The 25,532-nt window shown below is 64.1% G+C and carries 29 protein-coding genes; 16 read left to right on the top strand and 13 right to left on the bottom strand.

Annotated features, from left to right (window positions below; translation table 11 throughout):
• Positions 1-109: 109 nt before the first annotated feature.
• The 3 genes from CN311_RS22585 to CN311_RS22575 all read left to right on the top strand — a co-directional run bounded on the left by CN311_RS22585 (position 110) and on the right by CN311_RS22575 (position 4,358).
• The gene (locus CN311_RS22585) at positions 110-1,498 is read left to right on the top strand and encodes an NAD(P)-binding protein (RefSeq protein ID WP_097575912.1); all 1,389 of its coding nucleotides are present in this window, start codon (positions 110-112) and stop codon (positions 1,496-1,498) included.
• Positions 1,495-2,721, top strand: coding sequence for an MFS transporter (locus CN311_RS22580; protein ID WP_097575917.1), 1,227 nt, complete (start codon positions 1,495-1,497; stop codon positions 2,719-2,721). Before CN311_RS22585 ends, CN311_RS22580 begins: the two co-directional genes overlap by 4 nt.
• A 137-nt stretch (positions 2,722-2,858) precedes the next feature.
• Complete coding sequence (locus tag CN311_RS22575; protein ID WP_097575911.1) at positions 2,859-4,358, top strand: helicase HerA domain-containing protein; 1,500 nt, start codon at positions 2,859-2,861, stop codon at positions 4,356-4,358.
• Positions 4,359-4,500: 142 nt separating this feature from the next.
• Here CN311_RS22575 and CN311_RS22570 read toward each other — a convergent pair whose 3' ends face one another.
• Positions 4,501-5,067 (bottom strand): TetR/AcrR family transcriptional regulator, encoded by a 567-nt coding sequence (locus tag CN311_RS22570; RefSeq protein WP_097575910.1) that lies wholly within the window; start codon positions 5,065-5,067, stop codon positions 4,501-4,503.
• A gap of 103 nt (positions 5,068-5,170) precedes the next feature.
• On the opposite strand from CN311_RS22570, the gene CN311_RS22565 reads away from it, so the two are divergent.
• The 3 genes from CN311_RS22565 (at position 5,171) to CN311_RS22555 (ending at position 8,244) form a co-directional block, all read left to right on the top strand.
• Entirely contained in the window at positions 5,171-5,983 is an 813-nt protein-coding gene (locus CN311_RS22565; RefSeq protein ID WP_097575909.1) for an oxidoreductase, read from the top strand.
• A gap of 68 nt (positions 5,984-6,051) precedes the next feature.
• Positions 6,052-7,053: an NADP-dependent oxidoreductase gene (locus CN311_RS22560; RefSeq protein ID WP_097575908.1), complete on the top strand. Its 1,002-nt coding sequence runs from the start codon at positions 6,052-6,054 to the stop codon at positions 7,051-7,053.
• A 189-nt stretch (positions 7,054-7,242) separates the two neighbouring features.
• Entirely contained in the window at positions 7,243-8,244 is a 1,002-nt protein-coding gene (locus CN311_RS22555) for a hypothetical protein (protein ID WP_097575916.1), read from the top strand.
• Between the two features lie 52 nt (positions 8,245-8,296).
• Here the strand turns inward: CN311_RS22555 and CN311_RS22550 are convergent, their stop codons facing one another.
• Positions 8,297-8,740 carry an SRPBCC family protein gene (locus CN311_RS22550; RefSeq protein WP_097575907.1) on the bottom strand — a complete coding sequence of 148 codons (444 nt, stop codon included), beginning with the start codon at positions 8,738-8,740 and terminating at the stop codon, positions 8,297-8,299.
• Positions 8,741-8,848: 108 nt separating this feature from the next.
• Here CN311_RS22550 and CN311_RS22545 point away from each other — a divergent pair, with 108 nt between their 5' ends.
• Complete coding sequence (locus tag CN311_RS22545; RefSeq protein WP_097575906.1) at positions 8,849-9,997, top strand: amidohydrolase; 1,149 nt, start codon at positions 8,849-8,851, stop codon at positions 9,995-9,997.
• A gap of 44 nt (positions 9,998-10,041) precedes the next feature.
• Here CN311_RS22545 and CN311_RS22540 read toward each other — a convergent pair whose 3' ends face one another.
• Both CN311_RS22540 and CN311_RS22535 read right to left on the bottom strand, forming a co-directional pair.
• Positions 10,042-10,191 carry a hypothetical protein gene (locus CN311_RS22540; RefSeq protein WP_097575905.1) on the bottom strand — a complete coding sequence of 50 codons (150 nt, stop codon included), beginning with the start codon at positions 10,189-10,191 and terminating at the stop codon, positions 10,042-10,044.
• A gap of 67 nt (positions 10,192-10,258) precedes the next feature.
• Positions 10,259-11,278, bottom strand: coding sequence for an LLM class flavin-dependent oxidoreductase (locus CN311_RS22535; RefSeq protein WP_097575904.1), 1,020 nt, complete (start codon positions 11,276-11,278; stop codon positions 10,259-10,261).
• 222 nt (positions 11,279-11,500) lie between these two features.
• Between CN311_RS22535 and CN311_RS22530 the strand changes: the two genes are divergently transcribed.
• Complete coding sequence (locus CN311_RS22530) at positions 11,501-11,974, top strand: VOC family protein (RefSeq protein ID WP_208866556.1); 474 nt, start codon at positions 11,501-11,503, stop codon at positions 11,972-11,974.
• 58 nt (positions 11,975-12,032) lie between these two features.
• On the opposite strand, the gene CN311_RS22525 is transcribed toward CN311_RS22530, so the two are convergent.
• The 3 genes from CN311_RS22525 to CN311_RS22515 all read right to left on the bottom strand — a co-directional run bounded on the left by CN311_RS22525 (position 12,033) and on the right by CN311_RS22515 (position 14,871).
• Positions 12,033-12,386 carry a hypothetical protein gene (locus tag CN311_RS22525; protein ID WP_097575914.1) on the bottom strand — a complete coding sequence of 118 codons (354 nt, stop codon included), beginning with the start codon at positions 12,384-12,386 and terminating at the stop codon, positions 12,033-12,035.
• Between the two features lie 66 nt (positions 12,387-12,452).
• Positions 12,453-13,412, bottom strand: coding sequence for a DMT family transporter (locus CN311_RS22520; RefSeq protein ID WP_097575903.1), 960 nt, complete (start codon positions 13,410-13,412; stop codon positions 12,453-12,455).
• Positions 13,413-13,587: 175 nt separating this feature from the next.
• A complete protein-coding gene (locus tag CN311_RS22515; protein ID WP_097575902.1) occupies positions 13,588-14,871 on the bottom strand; it encodes an MFS transporter in 1,284 nt (427 codons plus the stop codon).
• 82 nt (positions 14,872-14,953) lie between these two features.
• Between CN311_RS22515 and CN311_RS22510 the strand changes: the two genes are divergently transcribed.
• Both CN311_RS22510 and CN311_RS22505 read left to right on the top strand, forming a co-directional pair.
• Positions 14,954-15,559 carry a TetR/AcrR family transcriptional regulator gene (locus CN311_RS22510; RefSeq protein WP_097575901.1) on the top strand — a complete coding sequence of 202 codons (606 nt, stop codon included), beginning with the start codon at positions 14,954-14,956 and terminating at the stop codon, positions 15,557-15,559.
• Positions 15,560-15,672: 113 nt separating this feature from the next.
• Positions 15,673-16,263, top strand: coding sequence for a hypothetical protein (locus CN311_RS22505; protein WP_097575900.1), 591 nt, complete (start codon positions 15,673-15,675; stop codon positions 16,261-16,263).
• Between the two features lie 129 nt (positions 16,264-16,392).
• Here CN311_RS22505 and ppa read toward each other — a convergent pair whose 3' ends face one another.
• The 6 genes from ppa to CN311_RS22475 all read right to left on the bottom strand — a co-directional run bounded on the left by ppa (position 16,393) and on the right by CN311_RS22475 (position 20,901).
• Entirely contained in the window at positions 16,393-16,926 is a 534-nt protein-coding gene (ppa, locus tag CN311_RS22500; protein WP_097575899.1) for an inorganic diphosphatase, read from the bottom strand.
• A 112-nt stretch (positions 16,927-17,038) separates the two neighbouring features.
• Positions 17,039-17,545, bottom strand: coding sequence for a GNAT family N-acetyltransferase (locus tag CN311_RS22495; protein WP_097575898.1), 507 nt, complete (start codon positions 17,543-17,545; stop codon positions 17,039-17,041).
• A gap of 120 nt (positions 17,546-17,665) precedes the next feature.
• Positions 17,666-18,304 carry a TPM domain-containing protein gene (locus CN311_RS22490; RefSeq protein ID WP_097575897.1) on the bottom strand — a complete coding sequence of 213 codons (639 nt, stop codon included), beginning with the start codon at positions 18,302-18,304 and terminating at the stop codon, positions 17,666-17,668.
• Between the two features lie 8 nt (positions 18,305-18,312).
• Positions 18,313-19,200, bottom strand: coding sequence for a TPM domain-containing protein (locus CN311_RS22485; RefSeq protein ID WP_097575896.1), 888 nt, complete (start codon positions 19,198-19,200; stop codon positions 18,313-18,315).
• Between the two features lie 4 nt (positions 19,201-19,204).
• The gene (locus CN311_RS22480; RefSeq protein WP_245440911.1) at positions 19,205-19,993 is read right to left on the bottom strand and encodes a TPM domain-containing protein; all 789 of its coding nucleotides are present in this window, start codon (positions 19,991-19,993) and stop codon (positions 19,205-19,207) included.
• Positions 19,994-20,262: 269 nt separating this feature from the next.
• Complete coding sequence (locus CN311_RS22475) at positions 20,263-20,901, bottom strand: LemA family protein (protein ID WP_097575895.1); 639 nt, start codon at positions 20,899-20,901, stop codon at positions 20,263-20,265.
• A gap of 189 nt (positions 20,902-21,090) precedes the next feature.
• Here CN311_RS22475 and CN311_RS22470 point away from each other — a divergent pair, with 189 nt between their 5' ends.
• The 6 genes from CN311_RS22470 to CN311_RS22445 all read left to right on the top strand — a co-directional run.
• Positions 21,091-21,339, top strand: a complete 249-nt coding sequence (locus CN311_RS22470) for a hypothetical protein (RefSeq protein WP_097575894.1) — start codon at positions 21,091-21,093, stop codon at positions 21,337-21,339.
• Between the two features lie 7 nt (positions 21,340-21,346).
• Positions 21,347-22,231: a pyridoxal kinase PdxY gene (gene pdxY / locus CN311_RS22465; protein WP_097575893.1), complete on the top strand. Its 885-nt coding sequence runs from the start codon at positions 21,347-21,349 to the stop codon at positions 22,229-22,231.
• Positions 22,228-22,995 carry a DUF429 domain-containing protein gene (locus CN311_RS22460; RefSeq protein WP_097575892.1) on the top strand — a complete coding sequence of 256 codons (768 nt, stop codon included), beginning with the start codon at positions 22,228-22,230 and terminating at the stop codon, positions 22,993-22,995. The genes pdxY and CN311_RS22460 overlap by 4 nt, the downstream gene beginning before the upstream one ends.
• A 281-nt stretch (positions 22,996-23,276) precedes the next feature.
• Positions 23,277-23,921 carry a carbonic anhydrase gene (locus tag CN311_RS22455; RefSeq protein WP_097575891.1) on the top strand — a complete coding sequence of 215 codons (645 nt, stop codon included), beginning with the start codon at positions 23,277-23,279 and terminating at the stop codon, positions 23,919-23,921.
• Between the two features lie 10 nt (positions 23,922-23,931).
• Positions 23,932-24,348 (top strand): hypothetical protein, encoded by a 417-nt coding sequence (locus CN311_RS22450; protein ID WP_097575890.1) that lies wholly within the window; start codon positions 23,932-23,934, stop codon positions 24,346-24,348.
• Positions 24,349-24,430: 82 nt separating this feature from the next.
• A partial coding sequence (locus tag CN311_RS22445; RefSeq protein ID WP_245440910.1) for a M3 family metallopeptidase occupies positions 24,431-25,532 on the top strand: 1,102 nt, incomplete at its 3' end.

Below are 25,532 nucleotides of genomic sequence, written 5' to 3'. Positions count from 1 at the left end.
CTCGCCGACGAATGCTGCGCCGACGCCGCATGCGGCCCTGCCTCCAGCGAGGCGGCCGCATAATTTTTGTCTAATATTTCCATGATCCTAGAAAGATGGAAGGTACGCCATGGTTCTCGACAGCAGTCTCCCGGTCGCCATCATCGGCGGCGGACCGGTCGGCCTGGCCGCGGCCGCCCAATTGATCAGCCGCGGTCTCCCGGTCAAGGTCTATGAGACCGGGTCCGCGGTCGGGTCGAACCTACTTGACTGGGGCCATGTGCGGGTTTTCACGCCATGGCGCTATTGCGTCGACGCGGTCGCCCGAAAACTTCTCGAAAGCCATGGCTGGCGCATGCCGGAGCCGGAGGCATTCCCCACGGCCAACGAGATCGTCGAACATTATCTCGCTCCGCTCGCCCGGCTTGCCGAACTGGCGCCGTCGATCGAGACCAATGCCCGGGTCGTCGCCGTTTCCCGTTGGGGCGCCGACAAGGTTCCGAGCAAGGGGCGCGAACAAAAACCTTTCATGCTTGTGGTCGAGACAGCAGACGGCCAGCGACGCGACATGGCCCGCGCGGTCATCGATGCCTCCGGCACATGGCAGACGCCGAACCCGCTCGGTGCGGGTGGCGTTGCGGCCGAGGGCGAGATCGAGTTCGGCAGCCGGATCGCCTATGGCATACCGGACGTCCTCGGCCGGGACCGTCGCCTCTACGCGGGCCGCACGACATTGGTGGCCGGCTCCGGCCATTCCGCCGCCAATGCGTTGCTGGAGCTGGCCAGGCTGGCACAAACCGAACCGGGCACCTCGGCCCTATGGGTGACGCGCGGCACCGATCTTGTGCGCATCTATGGCGGCGGCGATGCCGACGCCTTGCCGGCGCGGGGCGAGCTTGGTTCCGATACACGCGATCTCGTCGAGAGCGGCCGCGTCCGGCTGGTAACGGGCTTTGCCACAATTGCCATCCGTGAGGTCGACGGCCGCCTGATGGTCGAGGGGCAGACGAAGGACGGATTGCGCACGCTCGGTCCCGTCGACCGGATCATCGCCGCGACGGGCCAGCGTCCCGACCTCGCCTTGACCCGGGAGCTCCGGCTGGATCTCGATCCGTGGCTTGAAAGCGTCAAGGCGCTCGGCCCGCTTATCGACCCCAACGAGCATTCCTGCGGCGACGTGCCTCCGCATGGGCACCGTGAGCTCAGCCATCCGGAACAGGATTTCTATACGGTCGGGATCAAGAGTTATGGCCGGGCGCCGACCTTCCTGCTGCTGACGGGCTACGAGCAGGTCCGCTCGGTCGCAGCGGCGATCGCCGGCGACATGGCGGCGGCCGATGCCGTGCACCTGGCGTTGCCCGAGACCGGCGTTTGCGTGGTGCCGGTATCTGTTTCGAACACTTCATCGCAAGGTTGCTGCGGCGGGCCGGCGCCGGCGGCGGTCGATGCCTGCTGCGTCGCGGACGCCGAGGCAAAGGCGGGCGGCAAGGCGGGATGCGGCTGCGGCGTCGCGGCATGAGCCTTGTGCCGCCTGCCACGGCCGTCATGCGCCGCCGCCGCACGATCGTCGCGGCATTGGGCGTAACGCAGATCATGGCGTGGGGGTCGTCCTACTATCTCCCGGCCGTCATTGCGCCGACAGTCGCGGCCGAGACAGGCTGGCCGCTGGCATGGGTTGTTGGAGGGCTGTCCCTCGGATTGCTGATTGCCGGGTTGATCTCGCCCTATGTGGGGATTGCCATCGAGAAGCGTGGCGGGCGAAATGTCCTGGCGACCAGCGCGTTTTTCATCGGGGCCGGACAGATCGGGTTGGCCGCCGCTCCCAACCTGATCGTCTACGTAGCGGCATGGCTGGTGATTGGACTTGGGATGGGGGCCGGTCTTTATGACGCCGCCTTTGCGACCCTGGGTCGCCTCTATGGCCATAAAGCAAGATCCGCCATCACCAGCCTTACGCTCTTCGGCGGCTTCGCAAGCACCATCTGCTGGCCGCTCTCGGCCTTTCTGATGGGTGAGATCGGTTGGCGTGGAACATGCCTGACCTATGCCGCCGTGCAATTGCTGATCGCGCTGCCGCTATATCTCCTCATCCTGCCGCGCGGCGTTGCCGGTTCCGCCGGCCAGGCCGACCAGAACATGGTCATGGCTTCCACACCAAGGACGAGATCGACACCGGTCATGGTCATCCTGGCGATAACCATAACGCTCGCTGCGGTCATATCCTCGACCCTCTCGGTACACCTTCTGACTGTTCTCCAGTCGAGCGGCATGGCGCTGGCCGCCGCGGTAGGACTGGGCGCGCTTGTCGGTCCGTCGCAGGTCGGCGCACGCGCAGTCGAGATGGTCATTGCCCGCCATCACCACCCGATATGGACAAAGGTCGTATCGGTCGGATGCGTCGCGATCGGGGTGTCGGCTCTCTGGATGGGAATGCCGATCGTCCCGTTGGCCCTGGCGTTTTACGGCGCCGGAATCGGCCTGGAATCAATTGCCAGGGGGACGTTGCCACTGGCCCTGTTCGGCGCCTCCGGCTATGCCAGGCTTATGGGCCGTCTGGCCATGCCAAGCCTGATTGCGCAAGCCGCCGCCCCTTCCATGGGCGCGCTGCTTGTCGAACAGGCCGGTGCGCATGGCATGCTTGCGGTGCTGTCAGCACTTGCATTGGTCAATGTGGTGCTGGTCGGCGGACTCGCGCTGCTGCTTTTCCGGCCCGGAGCCACGGGAATCGAGTCCGTTTCATAATAGCCGAGCGCTACGAAGCCTTGACGCCACGATGGCCATCCGCGTCCAGCCTGTGCGCAACACGGGAGCGGTCGGCCATGGGCGCTCGACGGGCTGCGGTCACATTGATAAGCCCTCTCCGTAAGGAGAGTCGAGACATGACCGTTGCGATCGAGATGGGGCAAACGACCGCGGGCGCCCCGGCGGCCCTGGATCTTGAGGAGTTGCTGGCGACCCGCCTGCTGGTGCAGGGCAATTCGGGCTCCGGAAAATCGCATCTTTTGCGCCGGCTGCTGGAGCAGAGCGCGCCCTGGGTGCAGCAGACCATCATCGATCCCGAAGGCGACTTCGTGTCGCTGGGCGAGCGTTTCGGCCATCTGGTGATCGATGCCGAGGAGCACACCGAGCGCGGCCTGCAGAGCGCCGGCGAGCGGGCGCGCATCCATCGCGTCTCGACGGTGCTCAATCTCGAAGGGCTCGACGCCGAGAACCAGATGCGGCGCGCCGCCGCCTTCCTCGGCGGGCTGTTCGAGGTCGCCCGCGACCACTGGTATCCGATGCTGGTGGTGGTGGACGAGGCGCAACTGTTCGCGCCGGCAGTCGCGGGCGAGGTTTCGGACGAAGCGCGCAAACTCTCGCTCGGCGCCATGACCAATCTGATGTGCCGTGGCCGCAAACGCGGGCTTGCCGGGATCATCGCCACCCAGCGGCTGGCCAAGCTTGCCAAGAACGTCGCGGCCGAGGCTTCCAACTTCCTCATGGGCCGGACCTTTCTCGATATCGACATGGCGCGCGCGGCCGATCTTCTCGGCATGGAACGGCGTCAGGCGGAGGCTTTTCGCGACCTGGAGCGCGGGCACTTCATGGCGCTCGGCCCGGCGCTGTCGCGCCGGCCGCTCGGGGTGCGTATTGGCCCGACGGACACAAGTCCGCGCAATGGCACCCCGCGGCTTATGCCGCTGCCGGAATCGGCACTTGAGGACGCGCGCGCGATCATCCTGGCCGCCCCGCCGCCGGAAACCGTGCGGCCGCAGCGCCGGTCGTCGCCGGACTTGCTCGACCAACTGATGGCGGCGAAGTCGGCGGCGCTGGAAATCCGCCCCGAACCGGTGGAGGCGCCAGTCAGTGCCGAGGATCTGGCGGAGCGGCGAGAGCGTGTCGACCGTGTTCTGCGCGCCATTCTGGCGCAGCCCGATGCGGGGTTCCGCGTCATCGGCGTGCTTTATCAGGAGTTCGTCGTCCGCTGCCGGATCGAGGGCCTCGCCTCGGCCGTGCCGGATCTGCCGGAGTTCCGCCGCATGCTGACGCGGGCGCGGGCCGGCCTCGGCTCCGATATGGCGGGGGATGACGCCTGGCAGGATGTCTCGGTACGCGCCTCGCTTCTGCCCGAGGATATGCAAGGCGTGTTCATGATGATCGCCCGCGCGGCGAAGGAGGGCTGGCCTTGCCCGAGCGACGCGGCGATCGCCCGCGCCTATGGCTCGCACTCGCTGCGCCGCGCCCGGCGTCTTTTGACCTATATCGAGGAACAGGGGCTCATCGTCTGCCAGCTTGACGGGACCGGCCGGCGAACGGTGACGCTCGTCGAACTCGCCTGGGCTACGGCCCCTGGCGATCCCAACGCCGAGGCGGCGGAGCAGGGAAGTCTGGCTGTGTGATTTGGGGTCAAAAGCTGACGTCAAGCAACGTCTGCTCCCGATCCGGGCGGATCTTTCCTGACCGCGCAACCCGCAATGATGCTGAGCCTATTGCGGTTGCCGCAAAGACGATCCTACTCCGCCCTCAGAACACCACCTCGTCTTAAACCGGCTGGATCAGCGCCTTTGCGGCATCTGCTCCTGCCGCGAGAATGCGATCCGACAATTCCCGCCCTTTCACCGCGCGGGCCAGCTGGAGCGCACCGATGAGGGTCGCAAAGACACCCATGGCGACTCCTTCCGGGTCCCTGGCCTGCGGAAGTGCTGCGGACAACTGGTGCACCAGAACCATCAAGCGTTCGGTATAGACTTCGCGCGTTTCGGGCGGCTGACGCGCGAGTTCCGGCAGCAGCGCGGCGTTGGCGCAGCCCGTTCCCGGATTATCCCGATGCTCAGCCGACAGATACGCCGCTATGCCCATCTCCGGGCCACCGGCGGCCAATGCCTCCTGCAGTTGCTGCGATTGAGTCTCCATGGCCGCCGCCACGCTTTCGCGGACAAGCTCTGCCTTGGATTGAAAGTGCGGATAGAAGGCGCCGTTCGTCAGCCCGGCGTCGCCCATGATGGTTGCCAGGCCGGACGCAGCGATGCCGTCGCTGCGAAAACGGTCGGCTGCGACCTCCATGATCCGGCCGCGTGATGCGTCCTTTCGGCCCTTTTCGTAGCGCATGGCTGCTATTCCCTTTCGCTATTGAATTATGACCATAATTTGATAGTATGAGTGTAATTCAATTGACGCGAAAAAGCTAGCCCTCATGAATTTGGAGCCTGAAATGAATATGAATTCCGGAAAAACCGCCGTTGTGACCGGGGCCTCCTCGGGCATCGGCCGCGCCACCGCCGAGGCCTTGATGCGGGCAGGATTTACCGTTTTCGGCACGAGTCGCAAGGCCAGCAATGGCCCGGACGGGGTGACGATGCTGGCTTGCGACGTGACCGACGGTGAGGCTGTCGCCGCGCTCGTTTCGACGGTGCTCTCGCGGACCGGCCGGATCGACCTGCTGGTCAACAATGCCGGCGTCGGCCTGCTTGGTGGCGCCGAAGAATTCTCGGTCGCACAGGTGCAGGCCCTGTTCGACGTCAATCTGTTCGGCGTCATTCGCATGACCAATGCCGTGTTGCCGTCGATGCGGCGGCGCGGCCAAGGACGCATCGTCAACATCGGCTCGATTCTGGGATTGGTGCCCGCGCCATACTCAGCTCATTACTCGGCGGTCAAGCACGCGCTTGAGGGCTATTCGGAATCGTTCGATCACGAGGTTCGTGCCTTCAATATTCGCGTCTCGATCATTGAGCCGGCATTCGTGCGTACCGTTTTCGACCAGAACGGCATCGAGCCGGATTCGCTGTTGAAGGAATACGACCAGGCTCGAGCCGGGTTCAAGGCGCTGCTGAGCGATGTGATGCCCAAGGCCGATCGGCCGGAAGTGGTGGCGGATGTGGTCGTCAAGGCCGCGACCGATGCCCGCCCGCGACGGCGCTACACCGCCGGCAAGGCTGCACGGCAGGTCAGCCTCCTGCGCCGCTTTGCCCCCGCGGAGATGTTCGACAAGAGCTTGCGCAAGCAGTTCCGCTTGCCGGCCTGAACAACAGCGAGGCAGAGGATTTGACGCACAAACGGAACACCAACAGACATTTTCAGAAAGTCACTGCCATGAAGGCATTCGTTGTCGATAAATATAACAAGAAGGGCATTCTGCGGCTGGCCGAGATGCCGGAGCCGGAGCTGCTGGACAATGATGTCCTGGTCGAGATCCATGCAGCAGGAGTGAACCTGCTGGATTCCAAGGTCAGAACCGGCGAGTTCAAGCTCATCCTGCCCTATCGCCGTCCCTTCATCCTGGGTCACGATGTGGCTGGGACCGTTGTCAGGGTGGGCTCAAAAGTCCGCAAATTCAAACCTGGCGACGATGTCTATTCGCGGCCGCGCGATGGCCGGATCGGGACATTCGCCGAATTCATCGCCATCGATGAAGCCGACGTGGCCCTGAAGCCAAAAAACCTCAGCATGGAAGAGGCGGCCTCAATCCCGCTGGTCGGCCTGACTGCCTGGCAGGCTCTCATAGAGAGGGCAACCTTGAAGAACGGCCAAAAAGTCTTCATCCAGGCTGGCTCCGGCGGCGTGGGAACATTCGCCATCCAGCTGGCAAAACACCTCGGTGCGACCGTTGCGACAACAGCGAGCGCGGTGAGTGCCAACCTGGTCAAGGGTCTCGGCGCCGATGTCGTCGTCGACTACAGGAAAGATGACTTCGAGAAAGTCCTGTCGGGCTACGACGTCGTCCTGAACAGCCAGGACGCCAAGACGCTTGAAAAATCCCTGAAAGTGCTGAAACCGGGTGGCAAGCTGATCTCCATTTCCGGTCCGCCGGATCCCGAATTTGCCAAGGCACAGGGATTGAACCTGGTGCTGAGGCTGATGCTGCGCCTGCTGAGCCGCAGGATTCGAAGCAAAGCCAAGCGCCGGGGCGTAGGGTTTTCGTTCCTGTTCATGTGGGCGCAAGGTGATCAGCTGAGCAAAATCACCTCCCTCATCGAATCCGGAGCGATCCGCCCAGTTGTAGATCGGGTCTTCCCATTCGAAGCGACCAATGAGGCTCTGACCTATGTCGAAACAGGACGCGCCAAGGGCAAGGTTGTCATCAAGGTGAGCTAGCACTTCCTCCTTTGTGGGAAGACGGCCGCGCTCGGTGTTCACTCCTGGCGCGTCCCGCCGTCAACACTTGGTGGCGGGTGCTGAACAAGATGTGTTTCGCCTGAAAGCGCCAGGCCATTTATGATCGATTCGCGGGTGGCAGCACCCGCAAGGGAATCGCAAAACGGCTTTGGCAGGAGAATTGACCCGGTGCGGGTAAGATCTGTTCCTCTCGGTATCATCCTCAGCCTTCTCGTCGCCGTCATCGCCTTGACGGCGTCGGCCCGATCCTTTGCCGCCTTGCAAGGGTCCGATGTTCCGGCCTGGCTAAAGGCGCATGTCGGCGAAGGCGAAGGTCAGATCGCGCAAGTGGTGCTGGACAGGGCACGCGCGCTCTACCTGAAAAAGGTCGGCGAGGGCGCCGTCAAGAACCCCTGCTATTTCGCCATGGATGCGACACGCCCCGGCGATCTGGGCAATGGCGTGCTCGGGCGCCGCTATTACGTCATCTGCGAGGCCAGCCGGTCGTTCCGGGCGGTCTCGGCGGGTCACGGCGGCGGCCGCAACTTGAAAGGCGTCGTCGATTTCGCCAATGGCAGACGCTGCGCGAAGAATTTCGGCAATGCGATGGATTCGGAACTGACGGCTGGCGGAGCCTATGTGACCGGCGAGACGAAGACGTCGTTCAAAGGCTACTACCGCACCGGAGCGAAACGAGACGCGGTGTTTCTGCGCGCATTCGTGCAGTTCGACGGCGAGGGCGAGGCCGCGAATGCCAGGCAGCGGGCAATCGGCGGGCACGTGGCCGAGGTGTTGAGGGGGATGTGCCTGCGGAAAAATCCGAACAGCCCCTACGCCAACCATGACGGTTTTGTCCCGGCCGGCAGGCTGGTGAACTACGCCGCCGGCCGCAGCAATGGCTGCACGAGCTGGTCGCCGGCGGACGCGGAGCAGATCATTCCGATGGTGAAGGACAGCCCGACAACGCTCTACATCTACCCCGAATCACGCGACATCGCCGCCGTCGCGAAAACAGTGGCGAGCGGTGGTTCGCCGTCGGTCACCGGACCTTATTGGAATGCATCCTGCCTCAAGGAGATCGGCGCTCCGAAATTCTGGCCAGGAAAGACCCTTGAGCCGATCATCGCCCGGTACAAGAAGGATCACCCGGCGCCGCCGCCACGGCCCGTGCCGATCTGCACGGAGCCGTGAGTGCGTGCACGGCCGCGCCTGGTATGCGCGATGCGGCCGTGGCGCCACAGTTCTACTGGTTGATCTCGGGTTCGACGAGCCGCGCCAGGTTCCTGAGCGACTCCTGCCAGCCGAGATAGCAAGCCTCGGCCGGAATGGCGTCGGGAATGCCTGCCTGCGTGATATCGATTTCCGTTCCGACCGACACTTTCTTCAAGGTCACGGTCACCTGAATTTCGCCGGGCAGGTTGGGATCGTCGAACTTGTCGGTGTAGCGCAGGCGCTCATGGGGAACGAGCTCGACATACTCGCCGCCAAAGGCGTGGCTGTCGCCCGTCGTGAAGTTGCGGAAGGACATCTTGAAAGTGCCGCCGACTTTCGCGTCGAAGTGATGAACCGTGCAGGTGAAGCCGTTCGGCGGAAGCCACTTTGCCAGCGCGTCGCCTTCGAGGAACGCGCGGTAGACCTTCTCCGGGCTGGCCGCCAGAACGCGGTGCAAACGTACAGTGCTTGGCATATCCTATGTCCTTTCTGGTTGCGTATCGATGCCCTAAGGACGAACAAACCTTGGCCAGCCCGACACACGCTCCCAGATTTTTTGCAGCACAAGCGGAGTCCTAGAAACGTGACCCTGACCAATCGAGACATCATCGAGCTTACGGCATGGCGGCGCAAGCTGCATCAGCAGCCGGAAATCTCGAATGAGGAGGAGAAGACCGCGAGCGAAGTCGTCGAATTCCTCGCCGATACGAGGCCGGACAAGGTGCTGACCGGATTGGGCGGCCACGGCGTCGCCGCAGTCTATGACAGCGGCAGAGCGGGGCCGACGGTGCTGTTTCGCTCGGAGCTCGATGCGCTGCCGATCCATGAGCTTTCGGGCGTCGAGCATTCATCGCTCGTGCCGGGAAAATCGCATATGTGCGGCCATGACGGGCATACCGCGATCCTGGCAGCACTTGGCCGGCAGCTTGGGCGCGAACGGCCCGCCCGCGGCCGCGTCGTGCTGATGTTCCAGCCGGCGGAAGAAACCGGCAATGGCGCGGCCGGCGTCGTCGCCGATCCGCGCTTCGGGGAGATCGCGCCGGATTTCGCTTTCTCGTTGCATAATCTGCCTGGGGTGCCCTTGGGCGAGGTGCGGCTCAAAACCGGCGTGGTCAACTGTGCTTCACGCGGCATGCGGATCGTGCTGGAGGGCAAGACCGCGCACTCGTCCATGCCGGAAACCGGCGTCTCGCCAATGATGGCGGTCAGTGAGCTGATGCCGGCGCTTCCCGCGCTCGGGCGCGGAACCTTCGGCGACGACGATTTCAGCATGGTGACCGTCACCCATGCGCTGATGGGCGAAGCCGTATTCGGCATTGCGCCCGGTCAGGCGCAGGTCTGGGCGACACTGCGGACCCGGCGCGACGACCGCATGGCGGATCTGTGCGCCGTAGCGGAGGCGCTGGTGACGGAGATCGCTGGCCGGCACAGGCTTTCCGCAGGGTATGACTATCACGAGATTTTTGTTGCCAGCGTCAATGCTCCGGATGCCGTGCAGCATCTGGAGCGGGCGCTCGATGAAGAGGGCGTTGCGCGCGGCGAGGAAGGCCTGCCGATGCGCGCCTCGGAAGATTTCGGCCTGTTCGGCCACAGTGCTGCGTCGGCGATGTTCTTCCTCGGCGCTGGCGAGCGGCACCCGGCGCTGCACAATCCCGATTATGATTTCCCGGACGATCTGATTCCGATCGGATCCGGAATATTCATGCGCACGGCGCGTAACCTTCTGGGCTGATTGGCTACCGGTATACGAAGTGACCGCGTCAACCCGCAATGGCGCTAGTGCCGCTTGAAGTACTGGACCTCGCGTTCGTGCTTCTCGGCGGCCTCCCGCGATTTGAACGTGCCGAGATTTCTGCGCTTGTGTGTTCTTGGGTCGACCTTGCGGGAATAGAGACGGTACTCGCCGGACTTCAGCTTGCGGATCATGGCAACCTCCTGTGCCGGTACAATCCTTCCGGGGCCGCGCCGGTTCCGTGCAGGCCCGTGCTGGCGGTCACCTCCAGCCCAATGCCGGGGCCACGTGGGTCAGGATCGCCTCGATGACGTGGGCGTTGTAGTCCACGCCGAGCTGGTTCGGCACCGTGAGCAGCAGCGTGTCGGCCTCGGCGATGGCCTCGTCGTCCTTCAACTGCTCGATGAGGACGTCCGGCTCGGCGGCGTAGCTGCGGCCGAAGACGGCGAGTTTTTCGGGCTCGATGTAACCGAAGTGATCCTGGCTGTCACTGCTGCCGAAATAGGCGCGGTCGCGATCGTCGACCAAAGCGAAGATGCTGCGGCTTACCGACACGCGCGGCTCGCGTTCATGTCCGGCCGCCTTCCAGGCGGCGCGGAAGGCGCGTATCTGCTCGGCCTGCTGGATGTGGAACGGCTTGCCGCTCTCGTCGAATTTCAGGGTGGAACTTTGCAGGTTCATCCCCAGTTTCGCGGCCCATTCCGCTGTTGCGTTGGTGGCGGCGCCCCACCAGATCCGGTCGAGAAGACCTTCTGAGTGCGGCTCGAGGCGCAGCAGGCCGGGGGGGTTCGGGAACATCGGCCGCGGGTTTGGCTGGGCGAAGCCTTTTCCCCCGAGAATATCGAGGAAAACGCTGGTGTGGCGGCGCGCCATGTCGGCATCGCTTTCGCCCTCCGCCGGCGCGTAGCCGAAGTAGCGCCAGCCGTCGATGACCTGCTCGGGCGAGCCACGGCTGATGCCGAGCTGGAGGCGCCCGCCGGCGATCAGATCGGCAGCACCCGCATCCTCGGCCATATAGAGCGGGTTCTCATAGCGCATGTCGATCACGGCAGTGCCGATCTCGATGCGGCTGGTCCTGGCGCCGACCGCGGCCAGCAGCGGGAAGGGCGACGAGAGCTGGCGGGCGAAGTGGTGCACGCGGAAATAAGCGCCGTCGGCGCCAAGCTCCTCGGCGGCGACGGCGAGCTCTATGGATTGCAGGAGCGTGTCGGAGGCGGAGCGTGTCTGCGACTGGCTCGAGGGGGTCCAGTGTCCGAACGACAGAAAGCCGATTTTCTTCATGAGTGGGTCCGCGTCAGCGTGAGAGGTGTGTGTCATCTAGTGATGAAGCCGTCGGCTCGCCATGCAAAGGTCATCTCCGGAATTCTGGACTGTGGCGAGAAGTGGCAGCTGCGCTTGGCGATTTGCTTCTGCCTGGGTGTAGAAAAGCGGTGGGCGATCTATTTCGGAGAAGGTACACAAGACGAAAATCTGGCTTTCAACGGAAAGGAATATGCAATGCCGATCCCGAAGAACAAGATTTGCCTGTGGTACGACAAGGACGCGGAGGCCGCGGCCCGCTTCTATGCCGAGACCTTTCCCGACAGCAAGGTGAGCGCCGTCCACCGTGCCCCGAGCGACTATCCGTCGGGCAAGAAGGGCGACGTGTTGACGGTCGAATTCACGGTTGCCGGCATTCCCTGTCTCGGCCTCAATGGCGGTCCCGCGTTCAAGCAGAGCGAGGCCTTCTCGTTCCAGATCGCCACCGACGACCAGCAGGAAACCGACCGCTACTGGAATGCCATTGTCGGCAATGGCGGCCAGGAGAGCGCCTGCGGCTGGTGCAAGGACAAATGGGGCCTGTCCTGGCAGATCACGCCGCGCACGCTGACCGAGGCGATGGCGGCAGGCGGCGACGAAGCCAGGCGCGCCTTCGACGCGATGATGGAGATGAAGAAGATCGACGTCGCCGCGATCGACGCGGCGCGGCGCGGCTGACGCGCCATGTCGGCTTGGCGCCAGGCGGTCCCCTCGCCGGCGAAGGAAGGCACGATGCCTATGGATATTTCGTCTGGCTTGCACCCTGGGGAGCGCCCTCCAGCGCCTTTGGCAGCGGCAGGTTTGAGCACCGCAAGTGCACCTCGCGGGCGAACAGCTTTCGCTGCTTCTGCTCATGCTCCTTGATGGCTGCCACGAGCCCCAGCGAATACGGGCCAAGCAGGACGCCGAAGCCCCACCCCGGGTGTTCTTTCTCGCGTGCAGCGTAATCCGAAGCCGCCATGCGGGCTTGCTGGCATTCCGGCGACAGCCATTTCGGGTCTTGCTGCGAAAGCGACGCTTCGTACTCGACCGGAGAGGACACGCATCCAGCCAACGTCGCGGCCAAGGCGACGACTATCGCAATTCTCATCCCCAAGCCTTCCCTGAGCGTTTTGGAGAGTTATACAGAATTCCTCGCCCGTCGCTTGCAAGATTTCTAGGCGACGCGTGGTTGCGCCGCCCTGGGCTTGAGCACGGTGGCAAGCACGATGCCGGCGACGATGAAGGCCGCGCCGACCAGATCGTAATCGTGCAAGCCCTCGCCGAGCAGCAGATAGGCGAGTATGGCGACGAACACGGTCTGCAGATAGAGCAGCATGCTCGCCCGGCTGGCGCCAAGCGTTTCCACGCTTTTGTTGTAGAGATAGTACATCAAGGCGCCGCCGGGGCCCGCCAGATAGGCAAGCGCCAGCACGCTGTCGACGTCCATGGTGGAGCGTTCGTCGTTGAACAATTCCCACAGATGGAACGGCAGGGCGGCCAGCGCGCCGGCGCCGAGCAGCAGCACGACCATCGGCAACAGTTCGATGCCGAATTTGGCACGGCGCAACAGAACAGTGTACAGGCCCCAGCAGAACGCGCTGCCGACGATCCACAGCTCGCCGGCGTTGAACTTGAGTTGCAGCAGCGCCGTCAGGTCCCCGTGCGCGACGATGAAAACCATCCCGGCCAGCGCAACAACCGCGCCCAGCGACTTCCACAGCCCGAGCGACTCACCAAGCACGAAACGGGCGAGCACCATCGTCATCACAGGCGACAGCGCCATGATGATGCCGGCCGTGGTGGCGTCCGTGTCGTTGAGGCCATGGTAGATCATGCCCTGGCACAGCGTCAGGCCGATTGCGCCGACGGCGACGACCTCCACGGCGCGGGTTCGCAAAAGCCCGACCATGGCCTCGTGATGACGGTGCACGATCGGCAGCAGGATGGCGCAAGCCAGCGCCAGCCGCCAGAAGCAGAGCCCCCAGGGCGGCATCTCGGGCGCCACCCATTTGGCCGCGATATAGACCCCGGCCGAAAGCAGCCAGCACAGGACGGCGGCCGGATAGCCGGTCATGGACGATATGGGCCCGACGGCAGGTTGCGCCGCTGGATGCGCTATCGGCACTGCCTGCATGTCACGCCCTCCCCTTCGATGACCTCAGCCCGAGGGGCAATATAGCCTGCGTCGGTGGGTCGTGCATCTCGTTTTGAGATGGTGGGGGTGGAAAGGGATTGCGTGCCAAGGTTTCCGATGGAGGGCAGAGATTCTTTCCCCTGACAAGGGGAGATTAGCGCTCAGCCGTCGCGTCTCAGGCAGGCTGCGGTTCCGGATCGAATGCCGGCTTGCTGGTGTTGATCAGCAGCGAGATACAGGCCGCCGCGATCGCCGTCATGCCGGCGATCATGAAGGCCAATTCGTAGTTGCCTTGCAACTCGCGCATGGTGCCGCCGAAGAAGGCGGCGGTTGCGGCCCCGACCTGATGGCCGGCGACGATCCAGCCGAAGACGATCGGCCCGCTGCGGTCGCCGAACGCCTCGTTGGAGAGCCGCAGCGTCGGCGGCACGGTGGCAATCCAGTCCAGCCCGTATAGCACGGCGAAGATGATCAGGCTGGTCGCCGAGAAACCGGAATAAGGCAGATAGATTAGCGACAGGCCGCGGATCGCGTAATAGACGCCGAGCAGCTTGCGCGGGTCGAAGCGGTCGGTGAGCCAGCCTGACAGTGTCGTGCCGATCAGGTCGAATATGCCCATCATCGACAACAGCCCGGCCGCCTGCACCTCGCCAATGCCCATGTCGCCGCAAAAGGCGATCAGATGCGTGCCGACCAGGCCGTTGGTGGTGAAGCCGCAGACGAAGAAAGTGGCGAACAGATACCAGAACACACGGGTGCCGGCGGCGCGCCGCAGCGTGGTGAGCGTGTGCGCGAGGAAATTGCCTTGCGCGGCCGGCGGTACCGGCGGCACGTCGTCGGCTTCCGCGCCGTAGCGCACCATGCCGATCGAAGCCGGGCGTTCCGGCACCAGCAGCCACACCAGCGGCACGAGAGCGGCGGTGGCGACCGCGATGGCGATGGCGACCGGCTTCCAGCCGCCCGATTGCGCCAGCGAGGCGAGCAGCGGCAGGAACACCAGCAGGCCGGTGGCGCTGGAGGCCGACATCAGTCCCATCACCAGGCCGCGATTGGTCTTGAACCAGCGGTTGACAATCGTGGCTCCAAGTACGGTGGCGACGGCGCCTGAGCCGACGCCGGAGAAGACGCCCCAAGTCAGAAGCAGGTGCCACGGCTTGGTCATCAGCAGGCTGAGCGCGGTCGATGCCGACATCAGCAAAAGGGCTGCAAGCAACGTACGGCGCAGCCCGATCCGCTCCATCAGCGCGGCGGCAAACGGCCCGGTCAGGCCGTAGAGGAAGATGCCGATAGCAGCGGCGAGGGAGACGACATCGCGCCGCCAGCCAAAGCTCTCCTCCAGCGGCAACATCATGACGGAGGGCGCCGAGCGCAGGCCGGCCGCGATCAGCAGGCAGAGGAAGATGACGCCGACCACGACGAAAGCGTAACGCTGGCCAAAGGGACGGGATTGAGCTATCATGTTACTGACCGGTACGTTGCAGTTGGGTAGGGGTATACGTACCGATCGGTAACACGTCAAGCAGGGCCACGGCATATAGACCATGAAAAGCATTGAACCAATCATCAGCCCGGATGAAGTGACACCCCCTCGCGCCGGCGAAAAGATCCTGCGTGTGGCGCGTGACCTGTTCTACCGGCGAGGCATCAGGGCGATCGGCGTCGATGAGATCGTCAAACGCGCCGGCGTCACCAAGCCGAGCCTCTACCGCAGCTTTCCGTCCAAGGACGAACTGGCCGCCTCGTATCTGCGGCAATACGACCTCGAATTCTGGGACCGTTTCGACGAGGCGGTGAACGCCCACCCCGGCAATCCGCGCGCGCAGATCGCCGCCTTCCTGGCCCGGATCGGCAAGCGCACGCAGAAGCCGGACTATCGCGGTTGCGGCATGACCAATGCGGCGGTCGAATATCCTGAAGACGGCCATCCGGCCCGCATCGTGAGCGAGGCCAACAAGCAGGAATTGCGCCGCCGCCTGCGCGCCATGGCTGCCGCAATGGGCGCGAACGACCCCGACACGCTGGGCGATGGGCTGCTGCTGCTGATCGAGGGCGCCTATATCAGCGGCCAGTTGTTCGGGCTCGGCGGGCCGGCAAAGTCGGTCGCCCGCAACGCCGATCTCTTGATCGAAGCGAGCTTGAAGAAATAGCGTTCCGTTTACCAGAACATCCTGAGCAGCCTGACTTGTTCTAGGCCGCTGCGGAATTTGACGATACGCTGCAGCAAGCCCCAAACGACGATGTCTGCAACGGAGATGTCCGCATGCGTGCTCTTTTGATCCCGCTAGCCTTCGCCGGCCTCTGCAATGCCGCTCAGGCCGGCGCCATATCCAGCGACTACACCGATCTCGACTCGAAGAAGGACTGCGTGACCTATGCGCAGGCCGAGGAAGGCGAAGGCGACTGGGCGGGCCTCACCTGTTCGGGCTATCGCGGCTACCCCGTGCTGATCGCTTACGACGATGCCCGCGAATCATTGTTCTACGGGTTTCCCTCCAGCGACATGACCACGGTGTGGGAAAGCTTCGTCGGCTTCAATTCGGCTGGCCCCAGGCTCGAATGGCGCATCGAGACGAATGGCGACCGTGCCGTCCCCTTCGCCGTCATCCACCGCCGCTCGATCAGCAATCCCGAGGACGAGAGCAAATCGACCGAAGTGCTGGTCGTCGCCAAGGTTTCCCAGCCGGAGAAGTATGACGGCTGCACGGTCGGACTGGTGCTGGCCACCGGCAATCCCGCCGCTAACGACGAGGCGCGCAAACTCGCCGACGAGAAGGCGCGGACCTTTGCCTGCGGCAAGGACATGCGCGTGACGGTCGGCGACGTACCCGCTTTCGGCCGCGTCGATAACTGACTTCGTCATCCTGGGATGGAGCAAGGAGCACAGCGACGCAGCGCAGACCCCAGGATCCATGCCGTGACGTCAAAGCGCCGCAACGGTGCAGAATTCTGTTCCGCCACGCATATGGCGAAGCTGAGGGGCCTACTTGCTTTTCTTCGCCCGCTCGATGGCCTCGACGATCATCTTCTTGGCGTAGGCGGCGTCGTGCCAGCCTTCGATCTTGACCCATTTGCCGGGTTCGAGATCCTTGTAGTGCTCGAAGAAGTGCTGCACCTGGTCACGCGTGATATCGGGCAGTTGGGTGTATTCGGTGACGTTCTCGTAGCGCAGCGTCAGTTTGGGCGACGGCACCGCGATCACCTTCTCGTCCTGGCCGGCATTGTCCTCCATGACCAGTACGCCGATCGGCCGTACATTGATGACGCAGCCCGGCACCAGCGCGCGCGTGTTGCAGACCAGCACGTCGATCGGGTCGCCGTCGCCCGACAGCGTATGCGGCACGAAGCCGTAATTGCCGGGATAGCGCATCGAGGTGTGCAGGAAGCGGTCGACGAACAGCGTGCCGGCCTCCTTGTCCATCTCGTATTTGATCGGCTCGCCGCCGATCGGCACCTCGATGATGACGTTGACATCCTCGGGCGGGTTCTTACCGGTGGCTATGGCTTCGATACGCATGGCTTTGGTCCCTCTCTCGATTTGGAGACCGATAGCGGGCGGAGACGCATGGTGCAATGCGGCAATAGTGCTGAAATCGTACCGAAAGATCGACGGCAAGGCCGCGTGACCGTCATTCCCAGACGAAGGCAACCTTCTTCAGCGCCTTCTGCTCGAAGATCTCGACGCCTTCGGCGACGTCGCGGCCGCCGGCGCCGGCATAGAAGGCGAGCGCGTTCTGGTTGTCTTCCAGGGCCCACACCACCATGCCTTTCAGGCCATGGTCGGCCAGTCGCGCCCGTGCGGCCGAGAACAGCCGGCTGCCGAGGCCGATGCCCTGATATTCCGGGCGCAGGTAAAGTTCGTAGATCTCGCCCTGCTGCCTGAGCTCGCGCGCCCGGTTCTTGCCGATCGTGGCGTAGCCGGCGATCTTGCCGCCGATCTCGACGACCAGCACGGTGGCGGCGCGGCGGATGGCATTCGCCCACCAGTCGGCGCCGCGGCGGTTGATCATCGATGTCAGCGTGCGATGCGGAATGATGCCGGCATAGGCACCGTTCCAGGCCTGCTGGTGCACGTCGGCGATGGCGCCTGCGTCGCGCGGTTCGGCTTTCCTGATGTCGATGCTCAGCGTGTTCATGATTTGTTAACCATAAACCCGCATCGCCCGATTGCAAAGAGTCCGGTCGACAGGCCGCCATGCTTTCGCACAGGTGATCGAACGCCGTGGGGACGGTGTCAGGGCACGCTTTGAACGGACTTAAATTTCGACCAGATGGTCGTCCAGCTCGTTGCTACCGCCGGACGAGACCGGGAAATGCTCGGCCAGCACCACGCCAACCGATTCTATCGCCTTGACGAATCCATCGGCGAGGCGGTCGTCGCCGGCATGCGCGGTCAGGTCGTGGACGACGCCGTCCCAGACATGCTGGCCGACCTGGGTATCGATGCCGGCGTCGGCGACCACCTCGGCGTAGCGTTCCGCGATCGACACGAAGATCAGCACGCCGGTGCGCGCCGTGGTGCGGTGGACGTTGCGGGCAAGGAACTGCTTGACCGCGTTGGCGTGCGCCGCCTGGTAGCGCAGCCGGCGCGGCACCAGATGGATGCGCAGGCCGGGCAGCACCCACAACAGGACGAGCACGCTGGCCAGCGCCAGAAGCTGGGCGAGCACGAAATGCGGCAGGCGGATCGACAGCCACCAGACCTCCAGCCCGTAGGCGACGGCGAGGCTGACGACGAGCATGGCTACGGTCGCCATGAAGGCGGCCGGGAAGAAATAGCCGTCGCTGGCTTGCGCCACCACGCAGTAGATTTCGCCGTCGGTCTTTGTCTCGGCGGCGCGGATCGCCGCGGCGATGCGTTCATGATCCTCGGGGCTGATCGGTCGTGTTGCCATCTTGTATCTCACCAGCTTCCTGAAGAACCGCCGCCGCCGGACGAACCGCCGCCGCCTGAAAATCCGCCGCCGCCGCCACCCGACGACCAGCCACCACCGGAACTTCCCGACGACCAGCCGCCGCCGGACGAAGTGCCAGACGTCCAGACGCCGCCGCCCCTGCGCGTGTAGCCCGATCTTTGGCCATAGCGGAACGTCATGCCGAGCCATTTATACACGCCGGGCGCCAGCTTGGTGCCGAAGATCGGCGGCAGGAACGCCATCGCCAGGCCGCCAAGGAACATCGTCGCCCACAGGATGATGAACAGCGTGACAATGGGATCGACGGAACTATCGTCGGCCGGATTGCGCTCGCCGCGCGCTTCCAGCTCTTCGGGATTGCCTTCCAGCACCATCACCATGTCGTCGACGGCCTTGGCTATGCCGCCGGAGAAATCGCCGGCGCGGAAAGCCGGCACCATGTCGTTCTCGATGATCAGCTTGGTGTGCAGGTCGGTCAGCGTGCCTTCCAGCCCGTAGCCGACCTCGATGCGCATCTTGCGGTCGTTCGGCGCCACCAGAAGCAGGACGCCATTGTTCTCCTTCGCCTGCCCGAGCTTCCAGAAGCGGAACAGCCGGTTGGCGTAGGGTTCGATCTCTTCGCCGTCGAGGCTGGGAATGGTCGCCACCACGATCTGGTCGGAACCTTTTGCCTCGAAGGCGGCGAGTTTCTGGGTCAGCGCCGCCTTGGTCGCGGCATCGATGATGTCGGCATTGTCGACGACCCTCCCGGTCAGTGCCGGCAGGTCGGCGGCAAGCGCTGCGAAACAGACAAGCAGCAGCATCGCCGTGGCCGTCAAGGCAGCACCGATCGTGGCGGTGAAGCGGCTGGAGGCTGGCAGGACGCGTTGTGTCATGATCTCACCAACTCCCCGAGGAGCCGCCGCCGCCCGACGAGCCACCGCCGCCGGAAAAGCCGCCACCGCTCGAGCCCGACGACCAGCCTCCGCCGGAACTTCCCGACGACCAGCCGCCACGGGAAGATCGCCGGCTTGGCTCGAAGGTCATGCCCAGCCAGCGATAGCGGCCGGGACCGATCTTCTTGCCGAAGATCGGCGGCAGGATGGAGGCGGCGATGCTGCCGAAGAAGATGATCGCCCAGATGCTTATGAAGATCGCGAAGAACAGATCGTCGGTGTTGAATGGCGCCTGCTGGCTACGCTCGCCGCGCGCTTCCAGCTCCTCGGGATTGCCTTCCAGCACCATCACCATGTCGTCGACGGCCTTGGCTATGCCGCCGGAGAAGTCGCCGGCGCGGAAAGCCGGCACCATGTCGTTCTCGATGATCAGCTTGGTGTGCAGGTCGGTCAGCGTGCCTTCCAGCCCGTAGCCGACCTCGATGCGCATCTTGCGGTCGTTTGGCGCCACCAGAAGCAGGACGCCATTGTTCTCCTTCGCCTGCCCGAGCTTCCAGAAGCGGAACAGCCGGTTGGCGTAGGGTTCGATCTCCTCGCCGTCGAGGCTGGGAATGGTCGCCACCACGATCTGGTCGGAACCTTTTGCCTCGAAGGCGGCGAGTTTCTGGGTCAGTTCCGCCTTGGTCGCGGCATCGATGATGCCGGCATTATCGACGACCCGTCCTGTCAGGGCCGGCAGGTCGGCGGCGAGAGCCGCGAGAGGGAGGAGGAGAAGGCTTAGGAAGACGAGCAGAAATGCGAGGCTGGCGTTCCTTCGCGCCCCCCTCTGTCCTGCCCGTCCTCCGTAGCAACTGCGCTGCAGCTGCGGAGGGGGGACCGGACATCTCCCCCACTTGAGGGGAGATCGGTTGTCACGACTGATTTCGCCAATCTCCAACGGTGCAGGATGGGCGGTGAGGCCAAAGCTGCCAATCTCCCCCCAAGTGGGGAAGATGCCCGGAAGGGCAGAGGGGGGCGCGAAGGAGTGCAAGGCCAATAGGGACCACGCTCACCAGCTGTTCTTCACCCACCCTGTTTCGTGCCGAAATCGACCTTCGGCGTCTGCATCTTGTCTTCCTCGATGGTGAAGTTCGCGAATGGCTGGTTACCGCGGAACCACAAGGTCGCCCAGATCACCGACGGGAAGGTCCGCAGCGTCAAATTGTAGTCCCTCACCGCCTGGATATAGTCGCGGCGGGCAACCGCGATGCGGTTCTCAGTGCCTTCGAGCTGCGCCTGCAAGGCCAGGAAATTCTGGTTGGCCTTGAGGTCCGGATAATTCTCCACCACCGCCAGCAGCCGCGACAGCGCGCTGGTCAGCCCGGCCTGGCTGTCCTGGAATTTCTTGAAGGCTTCTGGATTGTTCAGCGTTTCCGGCGTCACCGTCACCTGCGTCGCCTTGGCGCGGGCTTCGACCACGGCATCGAGCGTATCCTTTTCGTGCGAGGCGTAGCCCTTGACGGTCTCGACCAGATTGGGGATGAGATCGGCGCGGCGCTGGTACTGGTTCAGCACCTCGCTCCACGCGGCCTTGGCGTTTTCCTCCGCCGTCGGGATGGTGTTGTAGCCGCAGCCGGCGAGCAGCGGCAGCATGATCGCCATCATCAGGAAGGCTGGCAGGTTACGGAAAGCGAGCGGTGAAGAAAGGCGTTGGGCAAACATGGTTATGTCCCTCGATAGGATTGCACGCGAAGCATTACCACAATCCGAGCGCAAGAAAATGACTGCGGCCGGGAAGCGCTATTGGTTCTTTATCATTCGTCGCCAGGCCCTGTGATTGGCCGGGCGAACGGGTTAAGGTCGCCGCGAAAAACAGGACATCGCCCAGTAACATCGCCCAGGAACATCGCAATGGCGGAGCGCCAGGACAACGACAGCGAATCGCGCCGCATTATCGAGCGCCTAGCGCACGAGACCGAACCCGGCGGCACCTCGTTCATCGCGCGGACCGCGAAGGGCGCGCGCGATCACGTCGCGGCAGCGGACGCCGACCGGTCGGACCCGATCGAATATTGGGGAACCCGCATCGGCCGGGCGCTGGGGTTGCTCATCACCATCGGCCTGTTGGTCTGGCTCGTGTATTTCGTCACTCGAAGTTAGGAATCCCGTGAGCACCGAACAAAGCGACGCGCCGCGCGCGGTCATCGTCATCTCCAGTCATGTCGCGCGTGGCTCGGTCGGTAATCGCGCCGCTGTCTTTGCGCTGGAGACGCTCGGCTTCCCGGTATGGGCGGTACCAACCGTCATCCTGCCGTGGCACCCGGGCCATGGCAGGGCGACCCGCATCGTACCGCCGCTCGATCAGTTCAAGGCGCTGCTGGCCGATCTCGAACGCGCGCCATGGCTGGGCGAAGTCGGCGCGGTGCTGTCGGGCTATCTCGGCGAGGCCGGCCAGGCCGACGCCGTCGCCTCGCTGGTCGGCGCCGTGAAGGCCAGGACGCCGGATGCCGTCTATATCTGCGACCCGGTGATGGGCGACAAGGGCGGCCTTTACGTGCCTGAAACAACCGCCATCGCCTTGCGCGACCGGCTGATGCCAATCGCCGACATCGCCACCCCCAACCGCTATGAGCTGGAATGGATGGCGGGAGCGCAGCTTCCCGATCTGAAATCGGTGATGGCCGCTGCCCTTCATGCCGGGCCGTCGACCATGCTGGTCACTTCGGCGCCGTCGATGATGGCCGGCGGCACCGGCAATTTGCTGCTCGACGGCCGCCAGGCGCTGCTTGCCGAACATCGCCTGATCGACAAGCCGCCCAACGGCCTGGGTGACCTGACGGCGGCCGTCTATCTGGCGCGCATCCTGTCCGGCCAGCCGGCGATCAAGGCGCTGCAGTCGACCACGGCGGCCGTCTACGAGATCCTGGCGCGCACGGCCAAGCGCGGCGGCGACGAATTGCAACTCGAGACCGATGCACAGAGCCTGTCGAACCCGATGGCGATGGTGCAGCTTCGCCACCTCCTGCATCCGGAGCGGGACAAGAGGGCGTGACCTCGGACGGCAGCCCCGTCCTCGTCGGCGTCGACGGCTGCAAGGCCGGCTGGATCGCCGTCCATGGTGGTCCTGGCACTCCGTCCGTCTCCGTCTTTGCGAGCTTCCAGGCGCTGCTCGACACATTGCCCAACGCATTGGTGGCCGTGGACATGCCTATCGGCCTGCCGGATTTCTCGCAGAGGGGCGGGCGCGGACCGGAAGCCCTGGTGCGGCCGCTGCTTGGTAACAGGCAATCGAGCGTCTTTGCCATTCCTTCCCGCGCGGCGCTCTATGCCGCGACAGATGATTTCACCACGATCGAGGCCTGGTATGCCGCGCATCGCCGGGCAAGCGAGGCGGCGAAGGCAAGTTCCGATCCACCGCGCGGCGTTTCGATCCAGGCCTTCGGCATCTTTGCGAAAATCCGCGAGATCGATGCCTTGCTGATCGCACGGCCGGAGTTGCGCGGCCGCATCTTTGAATCGCACCCGGAAGTCGCCTTCTGCCGGCTGAACGGCGACAGGGCCATGCGCCTGCCGAAGAAGATCAAGGGCGCGGTCAACCCGGCCGGCATGGCCGAGCGCAAGGCGCTGCTTTGCCGGCATGGCTATGACAAGGCTTTTCTCGACGGGGCGATTCCACGCGGTGCGGCGGCCGACGATTTCCTCGACGCAGCAGCAATGATGCTGATTGCAGCTCGCATCGCCAATGGCGAGGCAAGACCGTTTCCGGATCCGCCGCTTTGCGACCGTTTCGGCATTCCCGTCGCCATCTGGGCATAATGCATGTCACCCAAAAGCATGCCCTCTGGCTTGACCCGAGGGGTGCGCGGCGACTTTGGGTGCCATGCATCAAACAAAGCCAAGCCATGCGCATCGCATCGCAATTGCGACGGAGCCATCCGCAATTCGGCATTGCCCGCGACGGCCTTTTGCCGTTACAGCCTTCTCCCAGAGTTAGGTCTGTCGAGATTCAGGTCAGGCCGCGCCCTTCGCGGGCCGGCACCACTTGAATATCGAGAGACCGTGCCGCATCCAACCCGGAAAGGGTCCAGACGCCGCCCATGCCTCACCTCCCCGAACACCTTCTCACCGGCTACCGCAATTTCATGAGCGGCCGTTATCCCGCCGAAAGCGGGCGCTACCGCGACCTCGCCCGCGAAGGCCAGGCGCCGGAAACGATGATCGTCGCCTGCTGCGATTCACGCTCGGCCCCCGAAGCGATCTTCGACGCCGGCCCGGGCGAACTCTTCGTGCTGCGCAATGTCGGCAATCTGGTGCCGCCCTATGCGCCGGATGGAGAATTCCATTCGACGTCCGCGGCACTCGAATTCGCCGTGCAGAGCCTGAAGGTCAAGAACATCGTGGTGATGGGCCATGGCCGCTGCGGCGGCATTCGCGCCGCGCTCGACGCCAATTCCGCGCCGCTCTCGCCCGGCGACTTCATCGGCAAATGGATGAGCCTGATCGCGCCGGCCGCCGAGACCGTGTCGTCCAGCACCTTCATGACGGCGACGGAGCGCCAGACCGCGCTCGAGCGCATCTCGATCCGCTATTCGATCGCCAATCTCAGGACCTTTCCTTGTGTTTCGATCCTGGAGGGCAAGGGACGGCTGTCGCTGCACGGCGCCTGGTTCGACATCTCGACCGGCGAGCTCTGGGTGATGAACAAGGACACCGGCGATTTCGAGCGGCTGGAGATGGCATAGGAGGCAGCAAATGGTACGGAATTGCCGTTCGGTCGCTTTTGCTCTGGCAACGCTGCTGTTTTGCGCCATTTCCGCCCGCGCCGACGACAGCGCGATCATCGGCCGCTGGTATTCCGCGCTTCTGGTCGCCGATCGCACCGAATTGTCGGACCTGCTTGCCGACGAAGCCCGCATCAAACTCGACGACCTCGGCGTCGTGCAAAACAAGCAGGAATTCATCGCCTCGATCGATGATTGGCAGGGCGCCGTCGCCGGCGCGGCGATCCGCCACCGGATCGAAAAGACCGAGGGCGGCGTCACCACGGTGATCGCCTGCTACGACTTTCCCAACAACGACATGCTGATGCAGGAGACCTTCGCGGTGACCGACAACCGCATCACCGCCAGTTCGCAGGCGGCGATCGCGGAGACCTGCGACGGCTTCTGAACACCCGCGCTGTTGCGTGCCGCGAGCCAGCGCCCTACATCGGTGACCACCCCGCCTCCCCACAATCAGCGAAAGATTACCCATGCCGTCCACAAAAGCCGTCGACCTCGCCGTCCATCCGCTGACCGCATGGCAAGGACCGCTCGGCTTGCCCGATTTCGCCCGCATCAGTGACGGCGATTTTGCCGGCGTTTTCGACGCGGCGCTGAAGGCGCACGAGGCCGAGATCGAGGCGATATCGGGCAATGCCGAGACACCGACGATAGAGAACACGCTCGGGGCACTCGAACTCGCCGGCGAGGCGCTCGACCGCGTCTCGTCGATCTTCTGGTGCCGGGCCGGCGCCCACACCAACGAGGCGATCCAGGCACTGGAGCGCGAGATCTCGCCAAAGATGTCCAGGCATTTCTCGGCGATCTCGATGAACGAGCGACTGTTTACCCGCATCGACGACCTCTATCAGCGCCGCGAAAGCCTGAAGCTCGACGCCGAGACGCTGCGTGTGCTGGAAAAGACCTGGAAGAGCTTTGTCCGCTCCGGCGCAAAACTCGACGCCGACGGCAAGAAGCGGCTGGCGACGATCAATGAGGAATTGTCGTCGCTCGGCACCAATTTTGGCCAGAACGTGCTGGCCGACGAGCGCGACTGGGCATTGTTCCTCGACGAGGCCGACCTTGCCGGCCTGCCGGATTTCCTGAAAAGCGCGATGGCCGAGGCGGCCGAGATGCGCGGTCAGAAAGGCCGCTATGCCATCACGCTCTCGCGCTCGATCTACGAGCCCTTCACCACCTTCTCCGAACGCCGCGACCTGCGCGAGACCGCCTATCGCGCCTTCACCATGCGCGGCCAGAACGGCGGCGCCACCGACAACACGCAAGTGGTGCGCGACATGCTGCGGCTGCGCGCCGAAAAGGCCAAGTTGCTTGGCTACGCCTCCTTCGCCGCCTTGAAGCTCGACGACACCATGGCCAAGACACCGAAGGCCGTACACGCGCTGCTCGATCCGGTGTGGGAAAAGGCGCTGGAGAAGGCTGCTTCCGACCAGACGCAATTGCAGCGGCTGGCGGCTGAAGCCGGCAGCAACGAAAAATTCGCCGCCTGGGATTGGCGCTTCTATCAGGAAAAATTACGCGCCGAGAAATTCGCCTTCGACGAAGCCGAGTTGAAACCCTACCTGCAGCTCG

Origin of the sequence: Mesorhizobium sanjuanii, from assembly GCF_002529485.1 — a bacterium.
GTDB lineage: Bacteria > Pseudomonadota > Alphaproteobacteria > Rhizobiales > Rhizobiaceae > Mesorhizobium > Mesorhizobium sanjuanii.
This window is presented reverse-complemented; position numbering and strand designations above follow the sequence as displayed.

Coding starts and splice junctions, on each gene's coding strand:
- CN311_RS22585 (WP_097575912.1), top strand. CDS start 110: ATGGTTCTCGACAGCAGTCTCCCGGTCGCCATCATCGGCGGCGGACCG.
- CN311_RS22580 (WP_097575917.1), top strand. CDS start 1,495: ATGAGCCTTGTGCCGCCTGCCACGGCCGTCATGCGCCGCCGCCGCACG.
- CN311_RS22575 (WP_097575911.1), top strand. CDS start 2,859: ATGACCGTTGCGATCGAGATGGGGCAAACGACCGCGGGCGCCCCGGCG.
- CN311_RS22570 (WP_097575910.1), bottom strand. CDS start 5,067: ATGCGCTACGAAAAGGGCCGAAAGGACGCATCACGCGGCCGGATCATG.
- CN311_RS22565 (WP_097575909.1), top strand. CDS start 5,171: ATGAATATGAATTCCGGAAAAACCGCCGTTGTGACCGGGGCCTCCTCG.
- CN311_RS22560 (WP_097575908.1), top strand. CDS start 6,052: ATGAAGGCATTCGTTGTCGATAAATATAACAAGAAGGGCATTCTGCGG.
- CN311_RS22550 (WP_097575907.1), bottom strand. CDS start 8,740: ATGCCAAGCACTGTACGTTTGCACCGCGTTCTGGCGGCCAGCCCGGAG.
- CN311_RS22540 (WP_097575905.1), bottom strand. CDS start 10,191: ATGATCCGCAAGCTGAAGTCCGGCGAGTACCGTCTCTATTCCCGCAAG.
- CN311_RS22535 (WP_097575904.1), bottom strand. CDS start 11,278: ATGAAGAAAATCGGCTTTCTGTCGTTCGGACACTGGACCCCCTCGAGC.
- CN311_RS22525 (WP_097575914.1), bottom strand. CDS start 12,386: ATGAGAATTGCGATAGTCGTCGCCTTGGCCGCGACGTTGGCTGGATGC.
- CN311_RS22520 (WP_097575903.1), bottom strand. CDS start 13,412: ATGCAGGCAGTGCCGATAGCGCATCCAGCGGCGCAACCTGCCGTCGGG.
- CN311_RS22515 (WP_097575902.1), bottom strand. CDS start 14,871: ATGATAGCTCAATCCCGTCCCTTTGGCCAGCGTTACGCTTTCGTCGTG.
- CN311_RS22510 (WP_097575901.1), top strand. CDS start 14,954: ATGAAAAGCATTGAACCAATCATCAGCCCGGATGAAGTGACACCCCCT.
- CN311_RS22505 (WP_097575900.1), top strand. CDS start 15,673: ATGCGTGCTCTTTTGATCCCGCTAGCCTTCGCCGGCCTCTGCAATGCC.
- ppa (WP_097575899.1), bottom strand. CDS start 16,926: ATGCGTATCGAAGCCATAGCCACCGGTAAGAACCCGCCCGAGGATGTC.
- CN311_RS22495 (WP_097575898.1), bottom strand. CDS start 17,545: ATGAACACGCTGAGCATCGACATCAGGAAAGCCGAACCGCGCGACGCA.
- CN311_RS22490 (WP_097575897.1), bottom strand. CDS start 18,304: ATGGCAACACGACCGATCAGCCCCGAGGATCATGAACGCATCGCCGCG.
- CN311_RS22485 (WP_097575896.1), bottom strand. CDS start 19,200: ATGACACAACGCGTCCTGCCAGCCTCCAGCCGCTTCACCGCCACGATC.
- CN311_RS22475 (WP_097575895.1), bottom strand. CDS start 20,901: ATGTTTGCCCAACGCCTTTCTTCACCGCTCGCTTTCCGTAACCTGCCA.
- CN311_RS22470 (WP_097575894.1), top strand. CDS start 21,091: ATGGCGGAGCGCCAGGACAACGACAGCGAATCGCGCCGCATTATCGAG.
- CN311_RS22455 (WP_097575891.1), top strand. CDS start 23,277: ATGCCTCACCTCCCCGAACACCTTCTCACCGGCTACCGCAATTTCATG.
- CN311_RS22450 (WP_097575890.1), top strand. CDS start 23,932: ATGGTACGGAATTGCCGTTCGGTCGCTTTTGCTCTGGCAACGCTGCTG.